This is a genomic window from Rhizobium sp. BK619, assembly GCF_014195245.1.
GTDB lineage: Bacteria > Pseudomonadota > Alphaproteobacteria > Rhizobiales > Rhizobiaceae > Rhizobium > Rhizobium acidisoli.
This window is the reverse complement of record NZ_JACIBH010000017.1, coordinates 1-22232: the sequence shown is the minus strand read 5'-3', so window position 1 is coordinate 22232 and position 22232 is coordinate 1. Positions and strand designations below refer to the sequence as shown.

At 62.1% G+C, this 22232-nt stretch carries 18 protein-coding genes; 13 read left to right on the top strand and 5 right to left on the bottom strand.

Annotated features, from left to right (window positions below; translation table 11 throughout):
* Window positions 1-90 precede the first annotated feature (90 nt).
* On the top strand, window positions 91-1230 hold the full coding sequence (locus FHX14_RS28440) for an ROK family transcriptional regulator (protein ID WP_184380205.1): 1140 nt from the start codon (window positions 91-93) through the stop codon (window positions 1228-1230).
* A 3-nt stretch (window positions 1231-1233) separates the two neighbouring features.
* Here FHX14_RS28440 and FHX14_RS28435 read toward each other — a convergent pair whose 3' ends face one another.
* Window positions 1234-2280 (bottom strand): Gfo/Idh/MocA family oxidoreductase, encoded by a 1047-nt coding sequence (locus FHX14_RS28435; RefSeq protein ID WP_184380203.1) that lies wholly within the window; start codon window positions 2278-2280, stop codon window positions 1234-1236.
* A 364-nt stretch (window positions 2281-2644) separates the two neighbouring features.
* On the opposite strand from FHX14_RS28435, the gene FHX14_RS28430 reads away from it, so the two are divergent.
* The 9 genes from FHX14_RS28430 (at window position 2645) to repC (ending at window position 13263) form a co-directional block, all read left to right on the top strand.
* Complete coding sequence (locus tag FHX14_RS28430; protein WP_184380201.1) at window positions 2645-3943, top strand: ABC transporter substrate-binding protein; 1299 nt, start codon at window positions 2645-2647, stop codon at window positions 3941-3943.
* A gap of 245 nt (window positions 3944-4188) precedes the next feature.
* Window positions 4189-5118: a sugar ABC transporter permease gene (locus FHX14_RS28425; protein WP_012555709.1), complete on the top strand. Its 930-nt coding sequence runs from the start codon at window positions 4189-4191 to the stop codon at window positions 5116-5118.
* Window positions 5115-5957, top strand: coding sequence for a carbohydrate ABC transporter permease (locus FHX14_RS28420; RefSeq protein ID WP_003592064.1), 843 nt, complete (start codon window positions 5115-5117; stop codon window positions 5955-5957). The genes FHX14_RS28425 and FHX14_RS28420 overlap by 4 nt, the downstream gene beginning before the upstream one ends.
* 41 nt (window positions 5958-5998) lie before the next feature.
* Window positions 5999-7237 carry an ROK family transcriptional regulator gene (locus FHX14_RS28415; RefSeq protein ID WP_184380199.1) on the top strand — a complete coding sequence of 413 codons (1239 nt, stop codon included), beginning with the start codon at window positions 5999-6001 and terminating at the stop codon, window positions 7235-7237.
* A 47-nt stretch (window positions 7238-7284) separates the two neighbouring features.
* Window positions 7285-8139, top strand: a complete 855-nt coding sequence (locus FHX14_RS28410; protein ID WP_184380197.1) for a sugar phosphate isomerase/epimerase — start codon at window positions 7285-7287, stop codon at window positions 8137-8139.
* Window positions 8140-8161: 22 nt separating this feature from the next.
* Entirely contained in the window at window positions 8162-9223 is a 1062-nt protein-coding gene (gene ugpC, locus FHX14_RS28405) for a sn-glycerol-3-phosphate ABC transporter ATP-binding protein UgpC (protein ID WP_184380195.1), read from the top strand.
* Between the two features lie 243 nt (window positions 9224-9466).
* Window positions 9467-10675 carry a plasmid partitioning protein RepA gene (repA, locus tag FHX14_RS28400; protein WP_184380193.1) on the top strand — a complete coding sequence of 403 codons (1209 nt, stop codon included), beginning with the start codon at window positions 9467-9469 and terminating at the stop codon, window positions 10673-10675.
* A 69-nt stretch (window positions 10676-10744) separates the two neighbouring features.
* Complete coding sequence (gene repB, locus FHX14_RS28395) at window positions 10745-11713, top strand: plasmid partitioning protein RepB (RefSeq protein WP_184380191.1); 969 nt, start codon at window positions 10745-10747, stop codon at window positions 11711-11713.
* A gap of 221 nt (window positions 11714-11934) precedes the next feature.
* Window positions 11935-13263 carry a plasmid replication protein RepC gene (gene repC, locus FHX14_RS28390; protein ID WP_184380189.1) on the top strand — a complete coding sequence of 443 codons (1329 nt, stop codon included), beginning with the start codon at window positions 11935-11937 and terminating at the stop codon, window positions 13261-13263.
* Here the strand turns inward: repC and FHX14_RS28385 are convergent.
* From FHX14_RS28385 to FHX14_RS28375, 3 genes are all read right to left on the bottom strand, one after another.
* Window positions 13245-15050 carry a methyl-accepting chemotaxis protein gene (locus tag FHX14_RS28385; RefSeq protein WP_184380187.1) on the bottom strand — a complete coding sequence of 602 codons (1806 nt, stop codon included), beginning with the start codon at window positions 15048-15050 and terminating at the stop codon, window positions 13245-13247. The two genes, repC and FHX14_RS28385, sit on opposite strands and share 19 nt — an antisense overlap.
* A 10-nt stretch (window positions 15051-15060) precedes the next feature.
* Window positions 15061-16047, bottom strand: coding sequence for a cytochrome c peroxidase (locus tag FHX14_RS28380; RefSeq protein WP_184380185.1), 987 nt, complete (start codon window positions 16045-16047; stop codon window positions 15061-15063).
* A 188-nt stretch (window positions 16048-16235) separates the two neighbouring features.
* A complete protein-coding gene (locus FHX14_RS28375; RefSeq protein ID WP_184380183.1) occupies window positions 16236-16715 on the bottom strand; it encodes a ProQ/FINO family protein in 480 nt (159 codons plus the stop codon).
* Between the two features lie 233 nt (window positions 16716-16948).
* Between FHX14_RS28375 and panC the strand changes: the two genes are divergently transcribed.
* Window positions 16949-17851, top strand: a complete 903-nt coding sequence (gene panC, locus FHX14_RS28370) for a pantoate--beta-alanine ligase (RefSeq protein WP_184380181.1) — start codon at window positions 16949-16951, stop codon at window positions 17849-17851.
* Complete coding sequence (panB, locus tag FHX14_RS28365; protein ID WP_184380179.1) at window positions 17848-18669, top strand: 3-methyl-2-oxobutanoate hydroxymethyltransferase; 822 nt, start codon at window positions 17848-17850, stop codon at window positions 18667-18669. Before panC ends, panB begins: the two co-directional genes overlap by 4 nt.
* Before the next feature lie 21 nt (window positions 18670-18690).
* Here the strand turns inward: panB and FHX14_RS28360 are convergent, their stop codons facing one another.
* On the bottom strand, window positions 18691-19605 hold the full coding sequence (locus FHX14_RS28360; RefSeq protein WP_184380177.1) for a hydrogen peroxide-inducible genes activator: 915 nt from the start codon (window positions 19603-19605) through the stop codon (window positions 18691-18693).
* A gap of 141 nt (window positions 19606-19746) precedes the next feature.
* Here FHX14_RS28360 and katG point away from each other — a divergent pair, with 141 nt between their 5' ends.
* Complete coding sequence (gene katG, locus FHX14_RS28355; RefSeq protein ID WP_184380175.1) at window positions 19747-21933, top strand: catalase/peroxidase HPI; 2187 nt, start codon at window positions 19747-19749, stop codon at window positions 21931-21933.
* Window positions 21934-22232 lie beyond the last annotated feature (299 nt).

Genomic DNA, 22232 nt, shown 5'->3' with positions numbered 1-22232 from the left:
CAGCCCTTCATTACAACCATCTACTTGAAAATCGTTACGAACACCTGCAAGCGTGATACACACCGAGATGTTGCTCTAGGAAAGACGGTCATGCGGTATCTTCGGTCAGGGCCGCGTCGGCTTCACACCCAGGAGATGGGCGTTCCGCGCGCCAAAACGGTGGGTCTGAGGTCGGGCGAAATCGCCGACCGGAATATTCGTGTCATCCTGGAAGCGATCCGCCGGCATGGGCCGCTGACGCGCACCGAGCTTGGCCGGCATAGCGGGCTGACCGGCCCCGGCATTACCAATATTCTGCGGCGGCTGGCGGAAGAAAAACTCGTCACGTCAAACCGCCGCAATGGCCTCGGCGGCGGCGCAACCGCCACCGAATTTGCGCTGCGGCCGGAGGGCGCCTTCTCCGTCGGCGTCAAGCTACGCCAGAGGCGTGGCGAGGTCGTGCTCATCGACTTGAGCGGCCAGGTGCATGATCGGGTCTATTTCGACGTGGATCCTGCCGACAGGGTCGGCGCGGTGCATGCCGTCGCCAGGGATATGGTCGATCGCCACGCTGCCTTGCCGATCATCGGGCTCGGCATTGCCGCCAAAGACTGGACGGAGGATGAGAGCGACGCGATCGCCGCGATGTCGACGGTCGCGAGACCCTATGTCGAGAACGAATGCACGGCAAGCCTGCTCGCCGAACGCACCATCGGCAGCGCCATGCCCGAGGGCTGCCTGGCGATGATCATCATCGACGACGACGTCCAGGCCGGTTTTCTCGTTCGCGGCGTTCCCTATTCCGGCGTTCATGGCCGGGCGGGCAGCATCGGCGAAATGCTGACCGGCCCCGACAATGTCCAGCTCAACACCGTTGTCGGGTTCCATTCCCTGCGCTCACGCATCGGCGACGAGGACTTCGCCCGCCTGCTCGAGGGCGAGGAATTCTCCTGCCCCCTGCTGTTGCAATGGATACGCGAGGCCGCCGGCCACCTGCTCGATCCGATCATCGCCATGGCCGGATTCCTTGCCCCGAGCGTCGTGATGATTGGCGGCGATCTGCCGCAAGGCGTGATCGAAGCGCTGATCCATCAGCTTTCCATCGAGCGGCGCGACACCTCGACGAGGCCGCTGCTGACACCCTGGATCTCGCCGATGAAACCGGCGAGCTTCAGCGGCGGCGGCGTGGCACTCGGGGCTGCCCTCCTACCCTTCCTCAACACGCTGCTGTTGCCGCCGGCTTCGGCCTGATGCTCAGGTCAGCGCTTCATCGGCGTGGCTGAGATCGGAAGCCAGCGCCTTGTCGAGAACCTTCTGGATATTGGCGGCGCGGCGGAAGGACGGTTCCTGCGTCTTGCCGGCCCGCACGGCCTGGACGAAACGCTGGTAATTGGTCTCGACGGGATCGAAGGGCACGTCGCGCCAGGTCGCGGTGTGCACGTCTTCGCCAAGACAGGCGCGCAGCGTCGATTGTCCGGTGTCGTAGATCATCTCGATCGAGCCGGTTTCGCCATAGACCCTGAGGCGCAGCTGATCCATCTGGCCGGCGGCGGTGCGCGTCGCCTGGATGGTGCCGATCGCGCCATTGGCGAAATCGACATTCATCGTGAAGCTGTCATTGGCGTCGAGATCATACTCGCCGATTTTATGATCAGGCGCCTTGTCGAAGGTCTTCAGCCGCGCGAACACATGAGCGACGTCGAGGCCGGAACCATAGGAGGCGAAATCGACGATATGGATGCCGATATCGCCGAGCGCGCCGTTCGATCCATGTTTTTTGCTCAGCCGCCACAGCCATTTGCTTTCGCTCTTCCAATCACCCCAGTGACGGCCGACCAGCCAGCTTTGCAGATGGGACGCCTCGACATGGCGCACAGCGCCGATTTCGCCGGCGAGCACCATCTGCCGGCCTTTCTGCAGGGCGGGCGAATTGCGATAGGTGAAATTGACCATGCCGACCTTGCCCGAGCGTTCGATCGCCTCGGTCATCTCCATCGCCTTCACCGCATCGGTGGCGAGCGGCTTTTCACAGAAGACGTGTTTGCCGGCAGCGATCGCCTGAAGTGTCGTCGGGTGGTGGATGCTGTCGGGCGTGACATTGGCAACCGCGTCGAATTCGCCCCAGGCGAGAGCTTCTTCGAGCGAGGTGAAATGGTTGGCGATGCCATGTTCGCTGCAGAAGGCGGCGAGCCTTTCCGGCACGACATCGACGCCGCCGACGACGCTGACGCCTTCGATCGCCTTGAACCTCGCGGCATGCTGGTTGGCCATGCCGCCGGTACCGAGAATGAGTAAACGCATCTTGTCCTCCATGAGTTCGCTGCCAGCTGCCGCGCAGCCGCGCAAAAACCGCACTTGCCATCGCGGTCGTCCGCGATCGCCTCATGCTTCTTCAGGAAAATTGCGGTGGATGCGCCACGCGTCCAAAGGGCGCTCCGTCACGTCGATGGCGCAGATCCTTTTCGAAAAATCGATCTCGATTTTCCGGAATTCTGCGCTAGCTGCTGTTGATTGTCGCCAGCATCTCAACCTCCCGGCTCTGGCCTCTCAAGCTGTGGCTTGACATCAAATCAAAGTAACTTAATCTAATTAATGCAGCACGGAAATGAGGAGAGGTCAACTGACCGCCAGGCTGTATTCGTTCAAAATGGGGAGGAGACCCATCATGAAGAGCGCCACCGTCAGCGCATTTGCGCTGAGCACAATGTTATTTTCAGCATCCGTTTCATTTGCCCAGGAACTTGCCACCAAGGACAGGATCGGCCTTGCCGATGCGCCAAAATCTCTCGTCGTCCGTCTGACCAACGACAGCCCGAACAATGCCGATCCGGCGATCGCCGAGGGCTATCAAAAGCTCTTCGTCGACTTCATCAAGAAGCATCCCGACTGGAAACTGCAGATGCAGTTCATGTCGTCTGATATCGGCACCGAACAGGCCAAGATGCTGGAGCAGGCCAAGGCCGGCAATGCGCCGGATTGCGCCGCCGTCGACTCCTTCGTCCTCTCGCAGTTCATGGTCAATCATGTGCTGGCGGACTTCACACCCTATTTCTCGAAGGAAGAAGTGGACGATCTCTTCCCCTTCATCCGCAGCGGCATCACCGACAAGGACCAGACGGTGCGCGCCTGGTGGTGGGATACCGACCTTCGTGTGCTCTACCGCAACAAGTCTGTGGTCGCAGATGCGCCTGCGACCTGGGACGATCTGAAAAAGGCCGCCCTTGCCTCCACCAAGGAGGGCATGGAAGGCGTGCTCTTCAACGGCGGGCGCTGGGAAGGCACGACCTTCGACTGGCTGGCGAACTACTGGGCGCTCGGCGGCAAGCTCGTCGACGACTCAGGCAAGCCGGTCTTCGGCGAAGGCGAGAACAAGGAGAAATTTCTGAAGGCGCTGAATTATTTCAAGGATCTCGTCGATTCCGGCGCAGCTCCCAAACGCGTCAGCACGATCGCCAATTACGACGATATGAATGCCGCGGCAGCGGCGGCGACGACTGCCCTCTTCATCGGCGGCAACTGGCAATATGCCCAGCTGAAGTCCACGCTCGACGAAGACGAGTTCAAGAACTGGACCTTCTCGCCGATCCCCGGTCCGACGGCCGATCAGCGCTCGACGGGCACCGGTGGCTGGACGATCGCCTCCTTCAGCAAGGACAAGGACAAGGTCGAGATGTGCGCCAACCTCGCACGCGAGGTCTATATGGGGCCGGCAAACGCACTGCAGCAGCAGTTGCCGACCCGCAAATCGCTGTTCGACAAGTATGAAGTCTTCTCGACCGAAGCCAACAAGACCTTCGCCAAGGCTCTGGTCGACGGGCAGGCGCGCCCCGGCGTGCCGATCTATCCGGAAATATCCAACCAGATCCAGATCATGATGGGTGACGTGCTTTCGGGCACGAAGAAACCGGAAGAAGCGCTGGATGCCGCCTTCAATGCGGCGATGGAGGCTTACAAGCGTCTGTGATGCTGCGGTTAAGCTCAGGAGGTTGGCGAGAGCAGCCCCTCATCCGGCTGCCGCCACCTTCTCCCCGTAAACGGGGCGAAGGGACAAGCCGCAACCTCTCGACCTCCCACTAGCCTCTCGCAGGGCACGTCCCCTCGCCCCGTTTACGGGGAGAGGGTTAGGGTGAGGGGCAGTCATCCGCACGACAACGACGGCGCCGGTCTGACAGGCGCCGCCGACATTGCCAAACCCGGACAGGGAAGCCAATGAGCCCTATTGCCATCGAGGTTGACAGCCCGCCTCAAAGCAGAACGTTCATGCGCCGTTTCGCCGGGGCGCCCCTGCCCTGGATCATGCCGGTGATCGTCGTTATCGGCATATTCTACCTCTACCCCGTCATCGACGTTTTCCGGCTTTCCTTCACCAATGCGACGCTGATCGGCGACACTCAGGACTACACGCTGGGCTCGATCGTCAATGCTTTGAGTTCGCCGCAGCTGCCCGACATTCTATGGGCGACCCTGATCTTCGTCGGCGGCAGCGTCATCGGCCAGCAGATCCTCGGCCTTGCGGTCGCCGTCACCGTCATCCGCGGCGAAAAGCGCGGCCTGTTCGGCACCACCATCCTGAGAACAACGGCGCTCATCGCCTGGGTCGTGCCGGGCATTGCCGGCGGCATCATCTGGCAGATGCTGTTTTCCGAAGCGCCCTACGGCGCGCTGAACAGCATTCTCAGGCTGATGCATATGCCGACCGTCGCCTGGCTTTCCGATCCCGCCATGGCGCCATGGTCGACGCTGATCTCCAACATATGGCGCGGCACGGCCTTTTCGATGGTGGTGATGTATGCGGCGCTAAAGGCGATCGATCCCTCGCTCTATGAAGCCGCCGAAGTCGATGGCGCAACGGCCTCGCAGCAGTTCTTCTTCGTCACCCTGCCGCAGCTGCGCGCCGCCATCCTCGTCAACATGATCCTGATTACCATCCAGACGGTGAATACCTTCGACGCGATCATCACATTGACGGGCGGCGGCCCTGGCCGCGCGACCGAGGTGATCTCGCTCTACGTCTTCAACATCGTCTTCAGAAACTACGATCTCTCCGGCGGCAGCGTGCTCTCCGTGCTGATGCTGATCATCAGCCTCGGTCTTGCCTTCGTCTATGCCTCCTTCCTGCCGAAGGAGGAAGAGCAATGAGCGGACGGACCGGAACGCGGCTCGGCGATGCCTTGAGCTATCTCTTCATGCTGGCGATGTTCGTCTTCTTCGCCGGCCCCCTCACCTATCTCCTGTCGATGGCGATGCGTGATAAGCGCGAGATCTATCGCGGTGCGGCGCGCTATATTCCCCAGAACCCGACCATCGACAATTTCATCACCGTACTGAACAACAGCTATTTTCCGATCTATCTCTGGAACGGCCTCAAGCTTGCGGCCCTGAGCGGGATCGGCGTGCTGATCGTTGCACTGCCCGCGGCTTACGCCTTTTCCCGCTTTCAGTTCCGCGGCAAGGGCCTGTCGATGATGGGACTGCTGCTCTTCCAGATGATCTCGCCGCTTGTCATCATGGTGCCGCTCTACCGCTACATGAACCGGCTCGGCATGCTGGACACCCATTTTGCCGTCGTCATGGTCTATATCGCGCTCGGCGTTCCGCTGGCGACCTGGCTCCTGAAGAGCACCGTCGACGGCATCCCGCGCAGTCTCGACGAAGCCGCGATGATCGACGGCTGCAACCGCTTCTCGGTCTTCTGGCGCATCATCCTTCCCTTGTCGGCGCCGGGCATCGCGTCGGTCTTCATCATCACGGTGATTGCCGGCTGGTCGCAATTCCTGGTGCCTTTTCTGCTGCTCACCAAAAATGACCTGATGCCGATCGGCGTCGGAATCTTTAACTTCCGCGGCATGCAGACCGACTCGTCCATCCAGCTGCTTGCCGCCGCCTGCCTGATCTCGGTCGTTCCGGCGATCGTGGCCTTCCTGTCGCTCCAGAGGTTGATCCTCGGCGCGATGACCAGCGGCGCGGTGAAGGGATGAGGGTCGGTTCAGTCTCGATGATTGATGAAGGATTCGACCCTATGAACCAGACACTCGGCGCCAGGCCGTCCCCTGATCTGACCGGCGCCAATGTCGAGGATGCCGGCGAGCACAACAGGGCGGTCGTCCTGCGCTGCATTCACCGCCAGGCGCCGATTTCACGCGCCGAAATCGCCAGGCGGACGGGTTTTACCAAACCAGCGATCGCCCGCATCGTCGACCGGCTGCTGGACGAGGGTCTGATCATGGAAGCCCGCCGGCGGCATGGGCTGCGGGGTCAGCCGGCGATCGAGCTCGAAATCAATCCGGACGCCTGTTTTGCGATCGGCATCAACATCGACCGCGACCATCTGACGATCCTGGCGGTCGATGCCGTCGGCAATGTCCGCGCCCGCGTGCATCACGAAAAGCGCTTCATCCTGCCGGCGGAATTCCTGCAGCTGACATCGGATGCGATTTCGCATTTCCAGCGCAGCCGGCTGATCGACGATGCGCGGCTCGCCGGCATCGGCCTGGCGATGCCGGATTGGCTTGGGGAGATTTCGCTGCTCGGCAAGCCCGAGGCCTATCAGGAATGGACGGCATTCGATGTGCGCGCAGCACTCGAAAATCTGACGCAGCATCCAGTCTTCATCGAAAACGAAGCCAATGCCGCAGCCCTTGCCGAGCTCGATTACGGCCTCGGCGCCGAGAGCAGCAGCTTCTTCTACATCGCCATCAATGCCTGCCCGGGCGGCGGCCTCGTGCTCGACGGCAACGGTCACCGCGGTGCCATGGGCCTCAGCGGCGAAATCGGCTGGCTTCCCATTGCCGACGGTCGAGACGAGAAAGCCCATAAGGTCCAGCTTCTCGGCGAAATATTCTCCCTGTTTTCGCTTTATGATTTTCTTGCCCGCCACGCGGTCGAGGTGAGCGTTCCGCATGATCTGCTCTCGCTGGATGCGCATGGCAGGCGCCTGGTTTCGCAGTGGCTGAAGGAAATGAGCGCGCATCTGGCCGTCGCGGTCAAGCATATCGGCTTGATCGTCGATCCCGACGCGGTCCTCGTCGGCGGCCGGCTGCCGATCCGCATCGTCGACGAGTTGCTGCGTTATGTGCACGAACATCTCGACGCCGAGGACACGAGCCTGCCCTCGCTCCATCGCGCCTCGCTCGGCGAAGATGCCTCCGCAATGGGCGCGGCAGCCATGCCGATGGCGGCAGCCCTGATGCTCGCATCGGCCGACGCTGCCCAACGCACACGTTCGCCGCTCAAAAACATGGATCGCCTCAACAGCTGAAACGGCCGGCCAGGCCCCACGGATTTTGGTGAAGATGGGAGGATTTGGTGCAGATCGGTTTTTACACCTCGACATTCAATGACCGCCCGCTTGAAGAAGTGGTGGACTTCGCCGCCTCGGCGGGTTTCGACGCCATCGAAATCGATGTCGGCGGCCATATCAAAACGCCCGACCAGGTGGAAGCCGCCGTCGCGCTCGCCCGCAGCCGCGGCCTCTTCGTCTCGTCGATCACCTATTTCGGCAATCAGCTCGATGCCGACCGCGACAAACGCCGGCAGCTCAGGGCAAGAACCGCCGAGTTTGCCAAGGCGATCGGCGAGGCCGGCGTTCCTATCTTCGTGATCTTTCCGGGCCGCGACGATAGCGCCGGCGAAGACGCCAATTATGACGACTTCGCCGACTTCGCGAACGGGCTGATCGCAGAAACGCGATCAACCGGCCTCACCTTCGCGATCGAAAACTGGCCGGGGCCGAGAGATAATTTCATCGGAACGACGCCGCAGGGATGGCAGGAGCTTTTCCGCCGGATCGAGGATCGCCGTTTCGGCCTGGAATTCGATCCCTCGCACCTCATCCGCATCGGCGTCGATCCCTATCTGGCGATGGAGGCGGTTAAGGATCGCATCGCCATCCTGCATGCCAAGGACACGGCAATCGATGCAGAAGCCCTGCAGGCCGTCGGCTACCACGGCAAAGGCTGGTGGCAATACAAGCTGCCGGGGTTCGGCCTTCTCGATTGGTCGAGATTCCTGCGCCAGGCGCGCGCATCCGGCTTTGACGGCACGCTGTCGATCGAGCACGAGGACGCCGCCTATGGCTGGCCTAGCAAGGATCTCGCTGCACGCAAGGAGGGCGAGCGTCTCGGCCTCGATTATCTCAAAACGGTCCTGAGTGGACTTTGACGGCGATTTCGGGAGGACTGTTATGGCTCATGTTTCGGTCAACAATGCGCGCAAGGATTACGGCGCGTTCAAAGCCATCAAAGGCGTATCCGTCGATATTGGCGACGGCGAGTTCGTCGTCCTGGTCGGCCCGTCGGGCTGCGGGAAATCCACCCTGCTCAGGATGATCGCCGGCCTGGAGGGCATCACTTCGGGGAAGATCCAGATCGGCAAGCATGTCGTCAACGAGCTTGCGCCCAAGGATCGCGACATCGCCATGGTGTTCCAGAACTATGCGCTCTACCCGCACATGACCGTCGCCAAAAATATGGGTTTTTCCCTGCGGTTGAAACGCATGCCGAGGACGGAAATCGACCAGCGGGTCGGCAATGCCGCCAAGATCCTCGGTCTCGAGACCCTTCTCGAAAGGTACCCGAAGCAATTGTCGGGCGGCCAGAGGCAGCGCGTCGCCATGGGGCGGGCGATCGTGCGCGATCCGGCCGTCTTCCTGTTCGACGAGCCTCTGTCGAACCTCGACGCCAAGCTCCGGGTGCAGATGCGCTCGGAGATCAAGGAACTGCATCAACGGCTGCAGACGACGACCATCTACGTCACGCACGACCAGATCGAGGCCATGACCATGGCCGACAAGATCGTCGTCATGAAGGACGGGCTGATCGAGCAGTCGGGCTCGCCGCTGGAATTGTACGACCGGCCGAACAATCTGTTCGTAGCCGGTTTCATCGGCTCGCCGGCAATGAATTTCATCCATGGCAGCATGGGAGAAGACGGGTTCAAAACCGCCGACGGCCTGCTGCTGCCGAGCGAGCGCCGCCCGCGCGATGCCGTGACCTATGGCATTCGCCCCGAGCATATCAGGCTCGACCCCGGCGGCATCGAGGTGACCACAGTGGTGGTAGAGCCTACGGGTTCGGAAACGCTCGTCATCGTCCGGCTGGGCACACAGACACTCACCTGCGTCTTCCGGGAGCGGATCAGGGCCGCCCCCGGCGACGTTCTGAAGATCGCGCCGATCCATGATGCCGTTCACCTGTTTGCCGCCGACGAGCAGCGGATCACGTCAGGCGAAGCACCGCTTGAGTAAGCCCGCCGAATGCCCCCTCCCCTTCGGCCGGGTGGTGGTCGGGGGCGCGTTTTCCGCGCCCCCGACCCCGAAGCTTTCGGTCCCGCCCGCCTTTCATGCAGCATCGGCCAAGTGCCTGAACGAGCACCGAAAAGGTTAATATGCGTTAACCTTAAAATTCTTGGCCGGCATCGGAGAATCGCGGATAATAACGGTTAGAAGGGCTTTTGATCCCGAAAATCGTTATCCGAAAGATTGCTGCCGATGAACGCTAATTTGACTGCCTTGAACAAGGCGCCGTTGCATTTCGAGGATATGATCCTCGAACAGGGCGACGTGATTTCAAAGAAGCTCCATCTGCTCAGCGTGCAGCGCTTTCCACCGAATGCGAAGAAGACGCTGCGCAACTTCTCGCTGGCGGAGGTCGCCAATTACGTCGGCGCCTCGCAAAGCACGCTGAAGAAACTGCATCTCGAAGGCAAGGGCCCCTGCCCGCAGACATCGCCCTCCGGGCGGCGCTCCTATACCGCCGAGCAGATGCTGGAGCTGAGACGCTATCTCGATGCCCACGGCCGCTCCGAGAGCCGCATGTATGTCCCGCAGCGCCGTGGCCACGAAAAGCTGCAGGTCATCGCGGTCGTCAATTTCAAGGGCGGCTCCGGCAAGACGACGACGGCGGCCCATCTTGCCCAGCATCTGGCGCTGACCGGCCACCGCGTGCTTGCCGTCGATCTCGATCCGCAGGCATCGCTGTCCTCACTGCACGGCTTCCAGCCGGAATTCGACCAGGCCTCGTCCCTTTATGAAGCGATCCGCTACGACGGCGAGAAGAAGCCGCTCTCTTCCATCATCCATAAGACGAATTTTCCCGGCCTCGATATCGTGCCGGCCAATCTCGACCTGCAGGAATATGAATACGATACGCCGCTTGCCATGGCCGACAAATCGACCAATGACGGCAAGACCTTCTTCACCCGCATTTCGCGGGCGCTCGCCGAGGTCGAAGACCGCTACGATGTCGTCGTCATCGATTGCCCGCCGCAGCTCGGCTACCTCACGCTGACGGCGCTGACGGCAGCGACCAGCGTGCTGATCACCATCCATCCACAGATGCTCGACGTCATGTCGATGGGTCAGTTCCTGCTGATGCTCGGCGGCATCCTGAAGCCGATCCGCGCGGCAGGCGCCGAAGTGAACCTCTCCTGGTATCGCTATCTCATTACCCGCTACGAACCGACGGACGTGCCGCAGGCGCAGATGGTCGGCTTCATGTCGACCATGTTCCATGAGTTCATGCTCAGAAACCAGATGGTCAAATCGACGGCGATCTCGGATGCCGGAATCACCAAGCAGACGCTCTACGAAGTCGAGCGTTCGTCGATGAACCGGGGAACCTATGACCGGGCGCTGGAGGCGATGGACGCCGTCAACGCGGAGATCGCAGAGCTTATTCATCAGGCATGGGGGCGGTGAATTTGTCGGCTGACAAATTCACGGTTTCATCAAGCCGAATCAATTGATTGACCGACATCGGAGGAAGCGATGGCACGAAAGAATCTCCTGGAAGGGCTGGCCGACATGCCCGACGAGAATGCAGGCGCGCCGAACTATCCGATGCGCGGGGCAGGCCGCTCGCTCGTCCGCTCGCTGGATGAGCTTGCCAAGCAGGCCGAGAAATTCCTGGAAGGCGAAGCGGTGGTCGACCTCGATCCCGATGTCGTCGAGGCTTCCTTCGTCAAGGACCGCCTGACGGAAGATGACGAGGAATTCCGCGCGCTGGTCGAGGCAATCCGTGCACGCGGGCAGGACACACCCATTCTGGTGCGCCCCCACACCAAGATCGACGGCCGTTATCAGGTGGTCTTCGGCCATCGGCGGCTGCGTGCAGCCCGCGAGCTCGGCCGCAATGTCAGGGCCGTCGTCAAGTCGATCGACGACCGCACCCATGTCATTGCCCAGGGCCAGGAGAATTCGGCCCGGGCCGATCTCACCTTCATCGAGCGGGCGCTCTTCGCCGGGCGGCTGGAAGAACTCGGCTACGACAGGGAGGTCATCGCGACCGCCCTTGCCGCCAATGCGGCGTCGATCTCGAAGATGATTTCGGTCATGGATCGCATCTCGCCGGAGGTCGTCCAGGCGATCGGCCCCGCACCCGGCATCGGCCGTCAACGCTGGGTGGAGCTTTCGCTGCTTGCCGGCAAGGCCTCCAATGCAGCGGATATCGCCAAGGTCATGGACGAGGACGAGTTTCCTCGCCTGCCGTCCGACAAACGTTTCGAAGCGCTCTACACGGCGCTGAACAAGAGCGCCCGGCCGGTGCGCAAGACGCAGGCAGCGGCAGGGAAGGTCAAATGGCAGCCGCGGGACAAAGCCGTCCAGGCGGAAATGAAGAGTGACGGCAAGGCGTTCTCGCTCTCGATGAAAGCGAAGAATGCCGGCCGCTTCGGGGAATTTCTCTCCAGCAGGCTGGATGCGCTCTATGAGCAATTCCTCGCCGAGGAGAGCAAATAAGGAGCTGAAACCGCAAAAGAAAAAGGCCCCCAAACGACCTGAGTCGTGGAAGCCCTTCTCCTATCCTTAAGCAAGACAGAGAATCGCATTTTCACGAATCCCAGTCAAGAGTCCTGCAGCGCTACTCGTGTCTTTTCAGACGCGTAAAAGACGCTCCAGCGCTCTTATCCTCGCATCGTTTCGGTGAGCGGATTTCTTTTGCCTGATGAGAGGTGAAGGAAATGGAGAGTGAATCTGTAACGACGCCCTTCGGGCGGCGACCGATGTCGCTTGCCATGCTGCTGAAACAGCGGCGCGGCGAAGCGACCGCGGCCGGCACCACACGCAACAAATGGAGGCTGTTCCGATCGGTCTGCGAAGCCCGGGCAGGGCTCGACGTGACCGACCGGGCGTTGACGGTGCTCGATGCGCTGCTGAGTTTTTATCCGGAGGACGAACTCTCCAGCGAACGCGGGCTGGTGGTCTTTCCCTCGAACATGCAGCTTTCGCTGAGAGCCCGCGGCATGGCCGCCGCGACGTTGCGCCGGCACCTCGCCGTGCTCGTAGAGGCCGGCCTCATCTCCCGCAAGGACAGCCCGAACGGCAAGCGCTATATCAGGCGGAACAGGGAAGGCGGCATCGGCGAGGCCTACGGCTTCAGCCTGGCGCCGCTGCTTGCCCGCGCCGCCGAGATCGAAGCGATCGCCGCACGCATTGCCGCCGACCGGCAGGTGCTGCGGGGGATGAAGGAGCGGCTGACCATCTGCCGGCGCGACATCGCCAAGCTCGTTGCCGCGGCCATCGAGGAAGCGATCCCCGGCGACTGGGAGCGCATCTCTTCCACGTTCCAGGTGCTGCTGCAGCGCATCCCGAAAGCGGCGACGCTCGAAAGCATCGCGCCGATCCTCGAAGAACTCGAGACGATCCGCCTCGAAATCATCAACGCATTGGAATTACAAGAGAAAATTCAGATAGAGAGCACCAATGAATCCCAGATTGAGCGCCACATACAGAATTCGAATCCCGAATCCACAGCTGAATCTGAACCGGGCTTGGAAACCGGGCAGGAGTGGAACCGGGATCCCCAGCCGAGGGCAGCGCCGGAAAGGCGCGAACCGGGAATGGCCGGCAAGGACGGGGAGGGATCGCGGGCCATTGTCCGGACGAATGCCGGGAAATTGAAATCCTTCCCGCTAGGCATGATCCTCCAGGCCTGCCCTGATATCGTCGACTACGGGCCGGGCGGCACGATCGCCAGCTGGCGCGATCTGATGATGGCGGCGGTCGTCGTGCGCTCGATGCTGGGCGTCAGCCCTTCCGCCTATGAGGAAGCAGCCTCGGTGATGGGACCGGAGACCGCCGCCACCGTCATGGCCTGCATCCTGCAGAGGGCAGGGCACATCAACTCCGCCGGCGGCTACCTCAGGGACCTCACCCAGCGCGCCGAACGCAGCGAATTCGCGCTCGGCCCGATGCTGATGGCGCTGTTGCGGACAAAGGACCGGTTTTCAGACGGGCCGGCGCATAGGCCGGAGATGGGAACAGATCTCGTTCAGGCCGCGTCGCGATAGTGTCGCGTGCCGGGCTCGGCCCTGCCCAGTTCGAACTGGGTGACCAGTTCGCGCAGGCGCTCGGCCTCGCCGGCGAGCGTGACGCTGGCGGCGGTGGTTTCCTCCACCATTGCGGCGTTCTGCTGGGTCACCTGGTCGAGCTGGTGCATGGCCGAATTGACTTCCGACAGGCTGGTGGCCTGTTCGCGCGCCGAGCCCGCCAGCGCTTCCATGCGCTGGTTGATATCGACGATGAAGCGGCCGATGTCGCCAAGCGCTGCGCCGGTCTGGTTGACCAGCTCCACGCCGCCGGCGACCTTGGCGGATGCCCGCCCGATCAGCTCCTTGATCTCCTTGGCGGCCTGGGCCGAACGCTGCGCCAGTTCACGCACTTCCTGGGCGACGACGGCAAAACCCTTGCCGGCCTCGCCGGCGCGGGCAGCCTCGACGCCGGCATTCAGCGCCAGCAGGTTGGTCTGGAAGGCGATCTGGTCGATGACGGCAATGATATTGTTGATCTGCCTGGAGGATTCCTCGATCTGGCCCATGGCGTCGACCGTCTGGGCCACAACCTTGCCCGATGCCAGGGCGCTCCGATTGGCGTCGTCGGCGACCCCGCGGGCCTCTTCGGCAATCTCGAAGGCTTCGGTGACCTTGGCGGTGACGGCGTTCAGCGCCGCAGCGGTCTGTTCCAGCGTCGCCGCCTGCCGCTCGGTGCGGCCGGAGAGCTCGTTGGAGCCGTTACTGATCTCGCGGGTGCCGGAATTGATGATCGACACGCTTTCGGAGACGGAAAGCAGCGTGCCGCCGAGCTGCTCGACGGAAGCGTTGAAGTCATGCCTCAGCGGTTCGAACTCCGGCGCGAACCGCTCCGAGAGCTTGAAGGCGAGATCGCCCGCCGCGAGCCGCTTCAGCCCGGCCGCCAGCCCCGATGTGGCGACCGTCAGCCGCTCGGCCGCGCTGCGTTCGGCCTGCTCCTGATCGACCAGCCGGTTTGCTTCCGCCAGCCGCCGGTTTTCTTCGGCCTCGCTTTCGAGACGGGTGCGGGCGATGGCATTCTGGCGGAAGACTTCCACGGACCCCGCCATCAGGCCAATCTCGTCGCGGCGTCCGGCATAGGGGATTGCCTTGTCGGTTTCGCCGCTCGCGAGCGCCTGCATGGATTGGGTGATGCGCTGGATCGGGCGCGACACATGCCGGGCGATGGCGATCAGAATGCCGAGGCCGATAATGGCGGCGAGGCCCGCCAGGGCCAATTCGATTTCGATTTTCGTCTCCAGCGCACTGCCGGCTTCGGCGACGCTCTCGGTGGCGATCTTATCGACGATGGCGTTGACGGCGGCAATCCCGGTCAGGATCGCCTGCTGCGAGCGCGCCAGCTTCTCGGTGGTCGGCACTTCGTCCGCCGGCTGCAGGCCGAGGCTGACCTTGACGTCTTTTTCCCAGACATCATGCGCCTGGCGCAGCGAGCGCACGCCCTCGGTCAGCGAAGTCGCAAGATCGATGCCGCCGAGCTCGTCGAGCGATTGCGTCAGCGCGCCGTTGCTCTCGTCGAATTCGGTCTTGACCTCAGCCGCAGAGACGAAATTGGTCATCGACAGCACCCGGTCGACGACCGATGTCGCTTGCCTGAACTGCTGTTCGATATGGGCGGAAGCCAGCTTGGCGTTCACCGCCTCCTGCACCACCGCGGCAACCCGGGTCTGGCCGGTGACCGATTGGTAGCCGATCAGGAATGCGCTGCCGAAGCCGACGACGATGGTCGCCACCATGGGCACGAGAATCTGCATGCGTATGGAGAGTGTCATCGCCTGCACCTCAGTTCGGCAGCGTCGGAAGGGGGATGTCCTGCTTCTCGGCGGTCAAGGTTCCGAGAAAAGCGATCAGATCGCTGCGCTCCTGATCCGTCAGCAGAAAGGCCGACATGTCGGGATCGAGCGACGGGCGGCTGACGCCGCCGCTTTCATAATGGGTGATCACCTCGTCCATGCTCTTCAGGCTGCCGTCATGCATATAGGGACCACGGTAGAGCGTGTTGCGCAGGCCGGGCGTCTTGAAGGCATATTTATTGCCGGGGCTGCTCGGATCGATCTTGTAGCGGCCGATATCGTCGCTCGGCAGGCCGATGTCATGGAACTTGTTGTCGGTGAAATTCCAGCCGGAATGGCAGGCGGAACAGCCGGCCGTGCCGGTAAACAGCTCGAAGCCCCGCTTGGCGCTGTCGGAGACCGCCTTCTCGTCGCCATCAACCCAGCGGTCGAAGGGCGACCAGTTGGAAACCACCGTCCGCTCATAGGTAGCGATCGCCGTCAGCAATGTCTCCTTGCTGATCCCCTTGTCCGGGAAGACCTCGCCGAACCAGTTTTTGTAATCGGGTATATCCTGCATTTCGGTGACGGCGTCGTCGAGCTTGCCGTTCATTTCGGCGGCAGCGGTGATCGGGCCCGCCGCCTGCTGCTCCAGGTTCGGCGCGCGGCCGTCCCAGAAGAAGGGCGAGACCCAGGCAACGTTCAGAACCGTCGGTGCCTGGCGCCCGAGCGCGGTATTGGCCGCGCCGATCGGCGTCTTCACAGGCGTCTCGAAGCCGAAGGACGGGTTATGACAGCTGGCGCAGGTCATATTCTTATTGCCGGAAAGCCTGGGATCGAAGAACAGCATCTTGCCGAGCGTCGCCAGTTGAGGGGAATAAGCCGTCACCCCTTCGAAAGGCACGGTCAGCGGCCGTTTATAGGCGGAAAGATCGGCGGCCGCGCCGGACTGGACTGCGGCCAATGCGAAGAGGGAAGCTGCAATCAGGAGACGCATCGTTCTAGCAAGTCCGGAGGAAGTTTCTGGCTGATGCTAAATTTAGCGCAATTGCATTAATGGTATGTAAAGCAAAATATACTTGAGACAGACGCGAAGGTTTTGCCGACTGGAGTTGTATCGCAGATATTTGTCCCTGCAAAATAATAGCAGGTTACTATTCCTCCATTGCAAATGGAGACGACGCCTCATCCCGCTCTGGCTGACGAACTCTTCCTATTAAGAAGGGCTGCGCGAATCTGTTCGTTCTTGCTCAACAGGGGAGGGGGAACCGGCGCAGGCTGCTCGGGAGCTTCGGCCTTGCCGGTATTCTGCTTGAGGCTGAGGAAGCGTTTTTGCGCGACCAGCCGGTCTTCCGACGACAGCGGCTCGACGGGTTCGCCGTCCACGCCATGACGCATGGAATCGGGCTGGGCGCTGGCGAAATAGTAGCGCCGGCAATGGACATAAGCGGCCGTCGCGCGTCTCAGCGTCGTCACGCCCGCGTCGGGCTTCAGGAGCGGGCGCAATTCGTTGAAGAGGCCGACGGCAAAAGGGAGGATCGGATCTCCGGGCTTGGTCGGAAGCACGCCGGCCGGCCGGATCAACAGCGTGTTGATCGCGTTTGCCTTCTCGAGGTCGAGCTCGGTTGCCGCAATCGGCCCGCGGCTGGTCTTCCAGGGTTCCATGCATTCTCCAATAGCGACCGACTGTGATGGTATCTTGACGGATAGGGCAATAGCGTTGCGGCTCGCATATTGCCAGCCCCGCTGCAAGCTGTCATTTCCGGGCGGATATAGGCCGGCCTTATCGGCTGGCCATTGCATCTAATCGTTTTTATCGCGGAATATGCATTGACCTCCAGCATCGATTACACTTCTTATCCGCGCCCAAGATGAGTGACCGGCCGCGGGGAGGATATATGCGGGTTTTCTCGAGCATTGACGAGCTGCGCCACACGCTCGATGCGCTGAAGCGCCAGGGACGAACCGTCGGCCTGGTGCCGACGATGGGCTATCTCCACGCCGGTCATATGGAGCTCGTCTCGCGCGCCCGGGCCGAGAACGATCTCGTCGTCGTCTCGATCTTCGTCAATCCGCTGCAGTTCGGCCCGGCCGAAGATCTCAGCAAATATCCGCGCGATTTGGAGCGCGATTCGGCCATGCTCAAGCAGGCCGGCGTCAATTTCCTGTTCGCTCCCGGCGTCGCGGACATGTATGCGCGCCCGATGAAAACCGTGGTCGACGTCCCCGATCTCGGCCGCGAACTCGAAGGCGCGGTTAGGCCCGGGCATTTCGCCGGCGTCGCCACCGTCGTCTCCAAGCTCTTCAATATCGTGCAGCCGCAAACCGCCTATTTCGGAGATAAGGATTACCAGCAGGTCGTCATCATCAAACGCATGGTGGATGATCTGGCGGTGCCGGTGCGGGTAATATCGGTGCCGACCGTCAGAGATGCCGACGGCCTCGCATTATCGTCGCGCAATGTCTATCTCAGTCCCGAGGAGCGTCGTGCCGCAGCAATCGTTCCGCAGACCCTCGACGAAGGGGAGCGCCTGATTGCCGACGGCCTCACGGATGCCAAGGTATTGGAAGCAAAGCTCACAGAATTTCTCGGTCGCGAGCCTCTGGCAGAGCCCGAAGTCGTCGCCGTCAGAGATGCCTCGACCCTGGAGCCGGTCGGCTCGATCGAAGAGCCTGTCGTCGTGGCGCTTTTTGTTCGGTTCGGCTCAACGCGGCTCCTCGACAATCGGGTCGTGCGCGACAACCGGGTCGACCGAGTTATCGGCGGGAAGGGCAAGCCGGGAAAGGGAGTGACGAAATGAGCGCCATCGGATCTCAAAAGCGCCTGACACCGACCCGCATCTCAGCCATGAAGGGCGGTAAGCCGATCGTCTGCCTGACCGCCTATACGACGCCGATGGCGCGCCTGCTCGATGAGCATTGCGACCTGCTGCTGGTCGGAGATTCGCTCGGCATGGTGCTCTACGGCATGGAGGCCACCCTCGGCGTTACGCTCGACATGATGATTGCCCATGGCAAGGCGGTGATGCGCGGCGTCGCCAAAGCCTGCGTCGTCGTCGACATGCCGTTCGGCAGTTATCAGGAATCGAAGGAGGTGGCCTTCCGCAATGCGGTGCGCATCCTGCAGGAAACCGGCTGCGATGCCGTCAAGCTTGAAGGCGGCGAGGAGATGGCCGAGACCATCGCTTTTCTGACGAAGCGAGGCATCCCGGTCATGGGGCATATCGGCTTGATGCCGCAGCAGGTCCAAACCGCGGGAGGCTATCGCTCCGTCGGCCATACTGAACACGAGACTTCAAAGATCCGGCGCGACGCGCATGCCATCGGCGGCTCGGGTGCCTTTGCCGTCGTCGTCGAAGGCACGGTGGAGCCGCTCGCCCGGGAGGTGACGTCAGCCATCCACATACCGACCATCGGCATCGGCGCATCCTCCGCTTGTGACGGCCAGGTTCTGGTATCCGACGACATTCTGGGGCTGTTCAATGATTTCACCCCGCGTTTCGTCAAACGCTACGACGAACTCGGCAAGAGGATTGCAGCGGCTGCCGCGGCCTATGCCGACGAGGTGCGATCGCGAAAATTTCCGGCAGCCGAGCATACGTTCAAGCGCCGCTCCTGAGGCAGAATATGATCAGGTCCATCACCGTGCGAGCTGCCGTTCGCGCATGATGTCGGCCGATCGCCGAACGGCCTCGGAAACCTGCAGCAGCTGTTTGGCCATGGGGGTCGAATTGCGCCAGACCATGCCGATCGTTCGCGACGGCTGCGGCGACTGGAAGCGGGAGATCGAAACATGCGCCGAGCGCGTTTCCACTGGAACGGCCATCTCCGGGATCAAGGTGATGCCGATCCCGGCGCTGACCATCTGGACCAGGGTGGAGAGCGAACTGCCTTCCATGACCTCGCGCGGGCGGGCCGAGCCTATCTTGCAGAACGACAAGGCTTGATCGCGGAAGCAATGGCCCTCCTCGAGCAGCAGCAACCGCATTTCGCGCAGCGCCTCGCGTTCGGGCACCGGCTTGCCCTCCTCTTCGGGCCGCCGCACCAGCACGAATTCTTCCTTGAAGAGCTCAAGCTCGGTCAGCGACGGCTCCGACACGGGCAAGGCAACGATTGCCGTATCCAGCTGGCCTTGAGTCAGCTCCTGAACAAGTTTTGCCGTCTGCGTCTCGCGCACCTCGATCTGAATTCCGGCGAAAGTTTTGTTCAGATCGTTTATGATAATCGGCAGCAGATAAGGCGCGATGGTCGGTATGATGCCGATGCGCAGCCGCGTCAGGAAGGAGTGGCGCGCGGTGCGCGCCAGCTCCCCCAGTTCGTCCACGCCGCGGAGAATCTCGCGGACCTTGAGAGCGAAGGTCTGGCCGAAGGCGGTCAGTTTTACTTCACGCGCGCTGCGCTCGAAAAGCTCGCTGCCCAACTCCTGCTCAAGTTCTTTGATCTGCATTGAGAGTGCCGGCTGGGAGATGGCGCAAGCGTCGGCAGCGCGCCGGAAACGACCATCCCTGGCCAAGGCTTCAAAATAACGCAGCTGTTTCAGGGTCAGGTTCTTCATAAGATCAGCTTATCGCAGCAATCAGTAAATCCAACTTAAAATTATCATATGCTTCCGATATGAAGACAGCAAGGAAGAGCGGGGCGCCCACTCGGCTCAACGTTTGAACGGCAGACAGATCAAGCAATGAAGGAGACAATCATGGACAACCCCACTGACAGCACAGGCAAATGTCCTGTTGCACATCACAAGGCTCCAGCCGGCCGGTCGAACCGCGACTGGTGGCCGAACCAGCTGAACGTGCAGATTCTTCACCACAACTCCGGCCGCGCCGACCCGCTCGGCAAGGCCTTCGACTATGCCGAAGAGTTCAAGAAGCTCGATCTCGACGCGCTGAAACAGGATCTTCACGCGCTGATGACCGACTCGCAGGAGTGGTGGCCGGCCGACTTCGGCCATTACGGCGGCCTGTTCATCCGCATGGCCTGGCACAGCGCCGGCACCTACCGCATCACCGACGGCCGCGGCGGCGCCGGGCAGGGACAGCAGCGTTTTGCGCCGCTGAACAGCTGGCCTGACAACGCCAACCTCGACAAGGCCCGCCGCCTGCTGTGGCCGATCAAGCAGAAATACGGCAACCGCATCTCCTGGGCCGACCTGCTGATCCTCACCGGCAACGTCGCCCTGGAATCCATGGGCTTCAAGACCTTTGGCTTTGCCGGCGGCCGCGCCGATGTCTGGGAGCCGGAAGAGCTCTACTGGGGGCCTGAGGGAACCTGGCTCGGCGACGAGCGCTATAGCGGCGAACGCCAGCTGGCAGAACCGCTCGGCGCCGTACAGATGGGCCTCATCTACGTCAATCCGGAGGGCCCGGGCGGCAATTCCGATCCGATCGCTTCGGCGCGCGACATCCGCGAAACCTTTGCCCGCATGGCGATGAACGACGAAGAGACCGTGGCGCTGATCGCCGGCGGCCACACCTTCGGCAAGACCCATGGCGCCGGCGATCCGTCCCTCATCGGCGCTGAGCCGGAAGGCGGCGCGATCGAGGATCAGGGCCTCGGCTGGAAGAGCTCGTTCGGCACCGGCGTCGGCAAGGACGCAATCACGGCCGGCCTCGAAGTCACCTGGTCGCAGACGCCGACCAAGTGGAGCAACTACTTCTTCGAAAACCTCTTCGCTTTCGAATGGGAGCTGACGACGAGCCCGGCCGGCGCGAAACAGTGGCAGGCCAAGAATGCCGAAGCCTCCATTCCGGATGCCTATGATGCCGGCAAGAAGCACCTGCCGACCATGCTGACCAGCGACCTGGCGCTGCGTTTCGATCCGATCTACGAGAAGATCTCGCGCCGCTTCCTCGAAAATCCCGATCAGTTCGCCGACGCTTTCGCCCGCGCCTGGTTCAAGCTGACCCACCGCGACATGGGACCGAAGGTGCGTTACCTCGGCCCCGAAGTGCCGGCAGAAGACCTGATCTGGCAGGATGTGATCCCGGCAGTCGATCATCCGCTCGTCGACGACAAGGACATCGCCGAGTTGAAGGCAAAGGTACTGGCAACCGGCCTTGGCGTGCAGGAACTGGTCTCCACAGCCTGGGCTTCCGCCTCGACCTTCCGCGGCTCGGACAAGCGCGGCGGCGCCAACGGCGCGCGCATCCGCCTCGCCCCGCAGAAGGACTGGGAAGCCAACCAGCCGGCCCAGCTCGCTAAGGTGCTTGGCGTTCTCGAAGGCATCCGGACGGACTTCAACGCCGCTCAGACCGGCGGCAAGAAGATCTCGCTGGCCGATCTGATCGTTCTTGCCGGTGCAGCCGGCGTCGAGAAAGCGGCAGCGGCCGGCGGTCAGTCCGTCAGCGTGCCGTTTACGCCGGGCCGCACGGACGCCTCCGAGGCACAGACCGACGCGCATTCCTTCGCAGCACTGGAGCCGCGCGTCGACGGCTTCCGCAACTATGTGAACGGCAAGCGCCATCAGTTCATGAAGCCGGAAGAAGCGCTCGTCGACCGCGCCCAACTGCTGACGCTGACCGGACCCGAGATGACCGTCCTCGTCGGCGGCCTGCGCGTGATGAAGGCAGGCAGCCCCGAGCACGGCGTCTTCACCTCGCGTCCCGAGACACTGACGAACGATTTCTTCGTCAACCTGCTCGACATGGATACGCAGTGGGCTCCGGCCGCCGGCAAGGAAGGCGTCTATGAAGGCCGCGACCGCAAGACGGGCGCCGCCAAGTGGACCGGCACCCGCGTCGACCTGATCTTCGGCTCGCACTCGCAGCTTCGCGCCTTTGCCGAAGTCTACGGCCAGGCCGACGCCAAGGAGAAGTTCGTCAAGGACTTCGTCGCCGCCTGGAACAAGGTCATGAACGCCGACCGCTTCGACCTCGTCTGATCGGCAAGCATTCGCCCGGGCGCAGTTTCCACTGCGCCCGGGCTTTTTCTTTTTGAATGCTCCTTTACCGCCGTGCGGATTTTCCCTGCAATGAGCGCATCCTCGGCAGTGAGATAGCTGGGGCGGCATCCCCCGACGCCCCTCATCCTTGTACGTTGCCGTTGCTGTATAATGCGGCTGTGCGGCGGGGACGCGTGTCATCCTAGGGTTTTGAACTCGCGCCTCAGCGAGCATCTCCGTCGCCATGTCTTCGCTCGAACGGTTGGTTGGGCCTTGAGCCCGCGTTGCAAGGAGGAGCA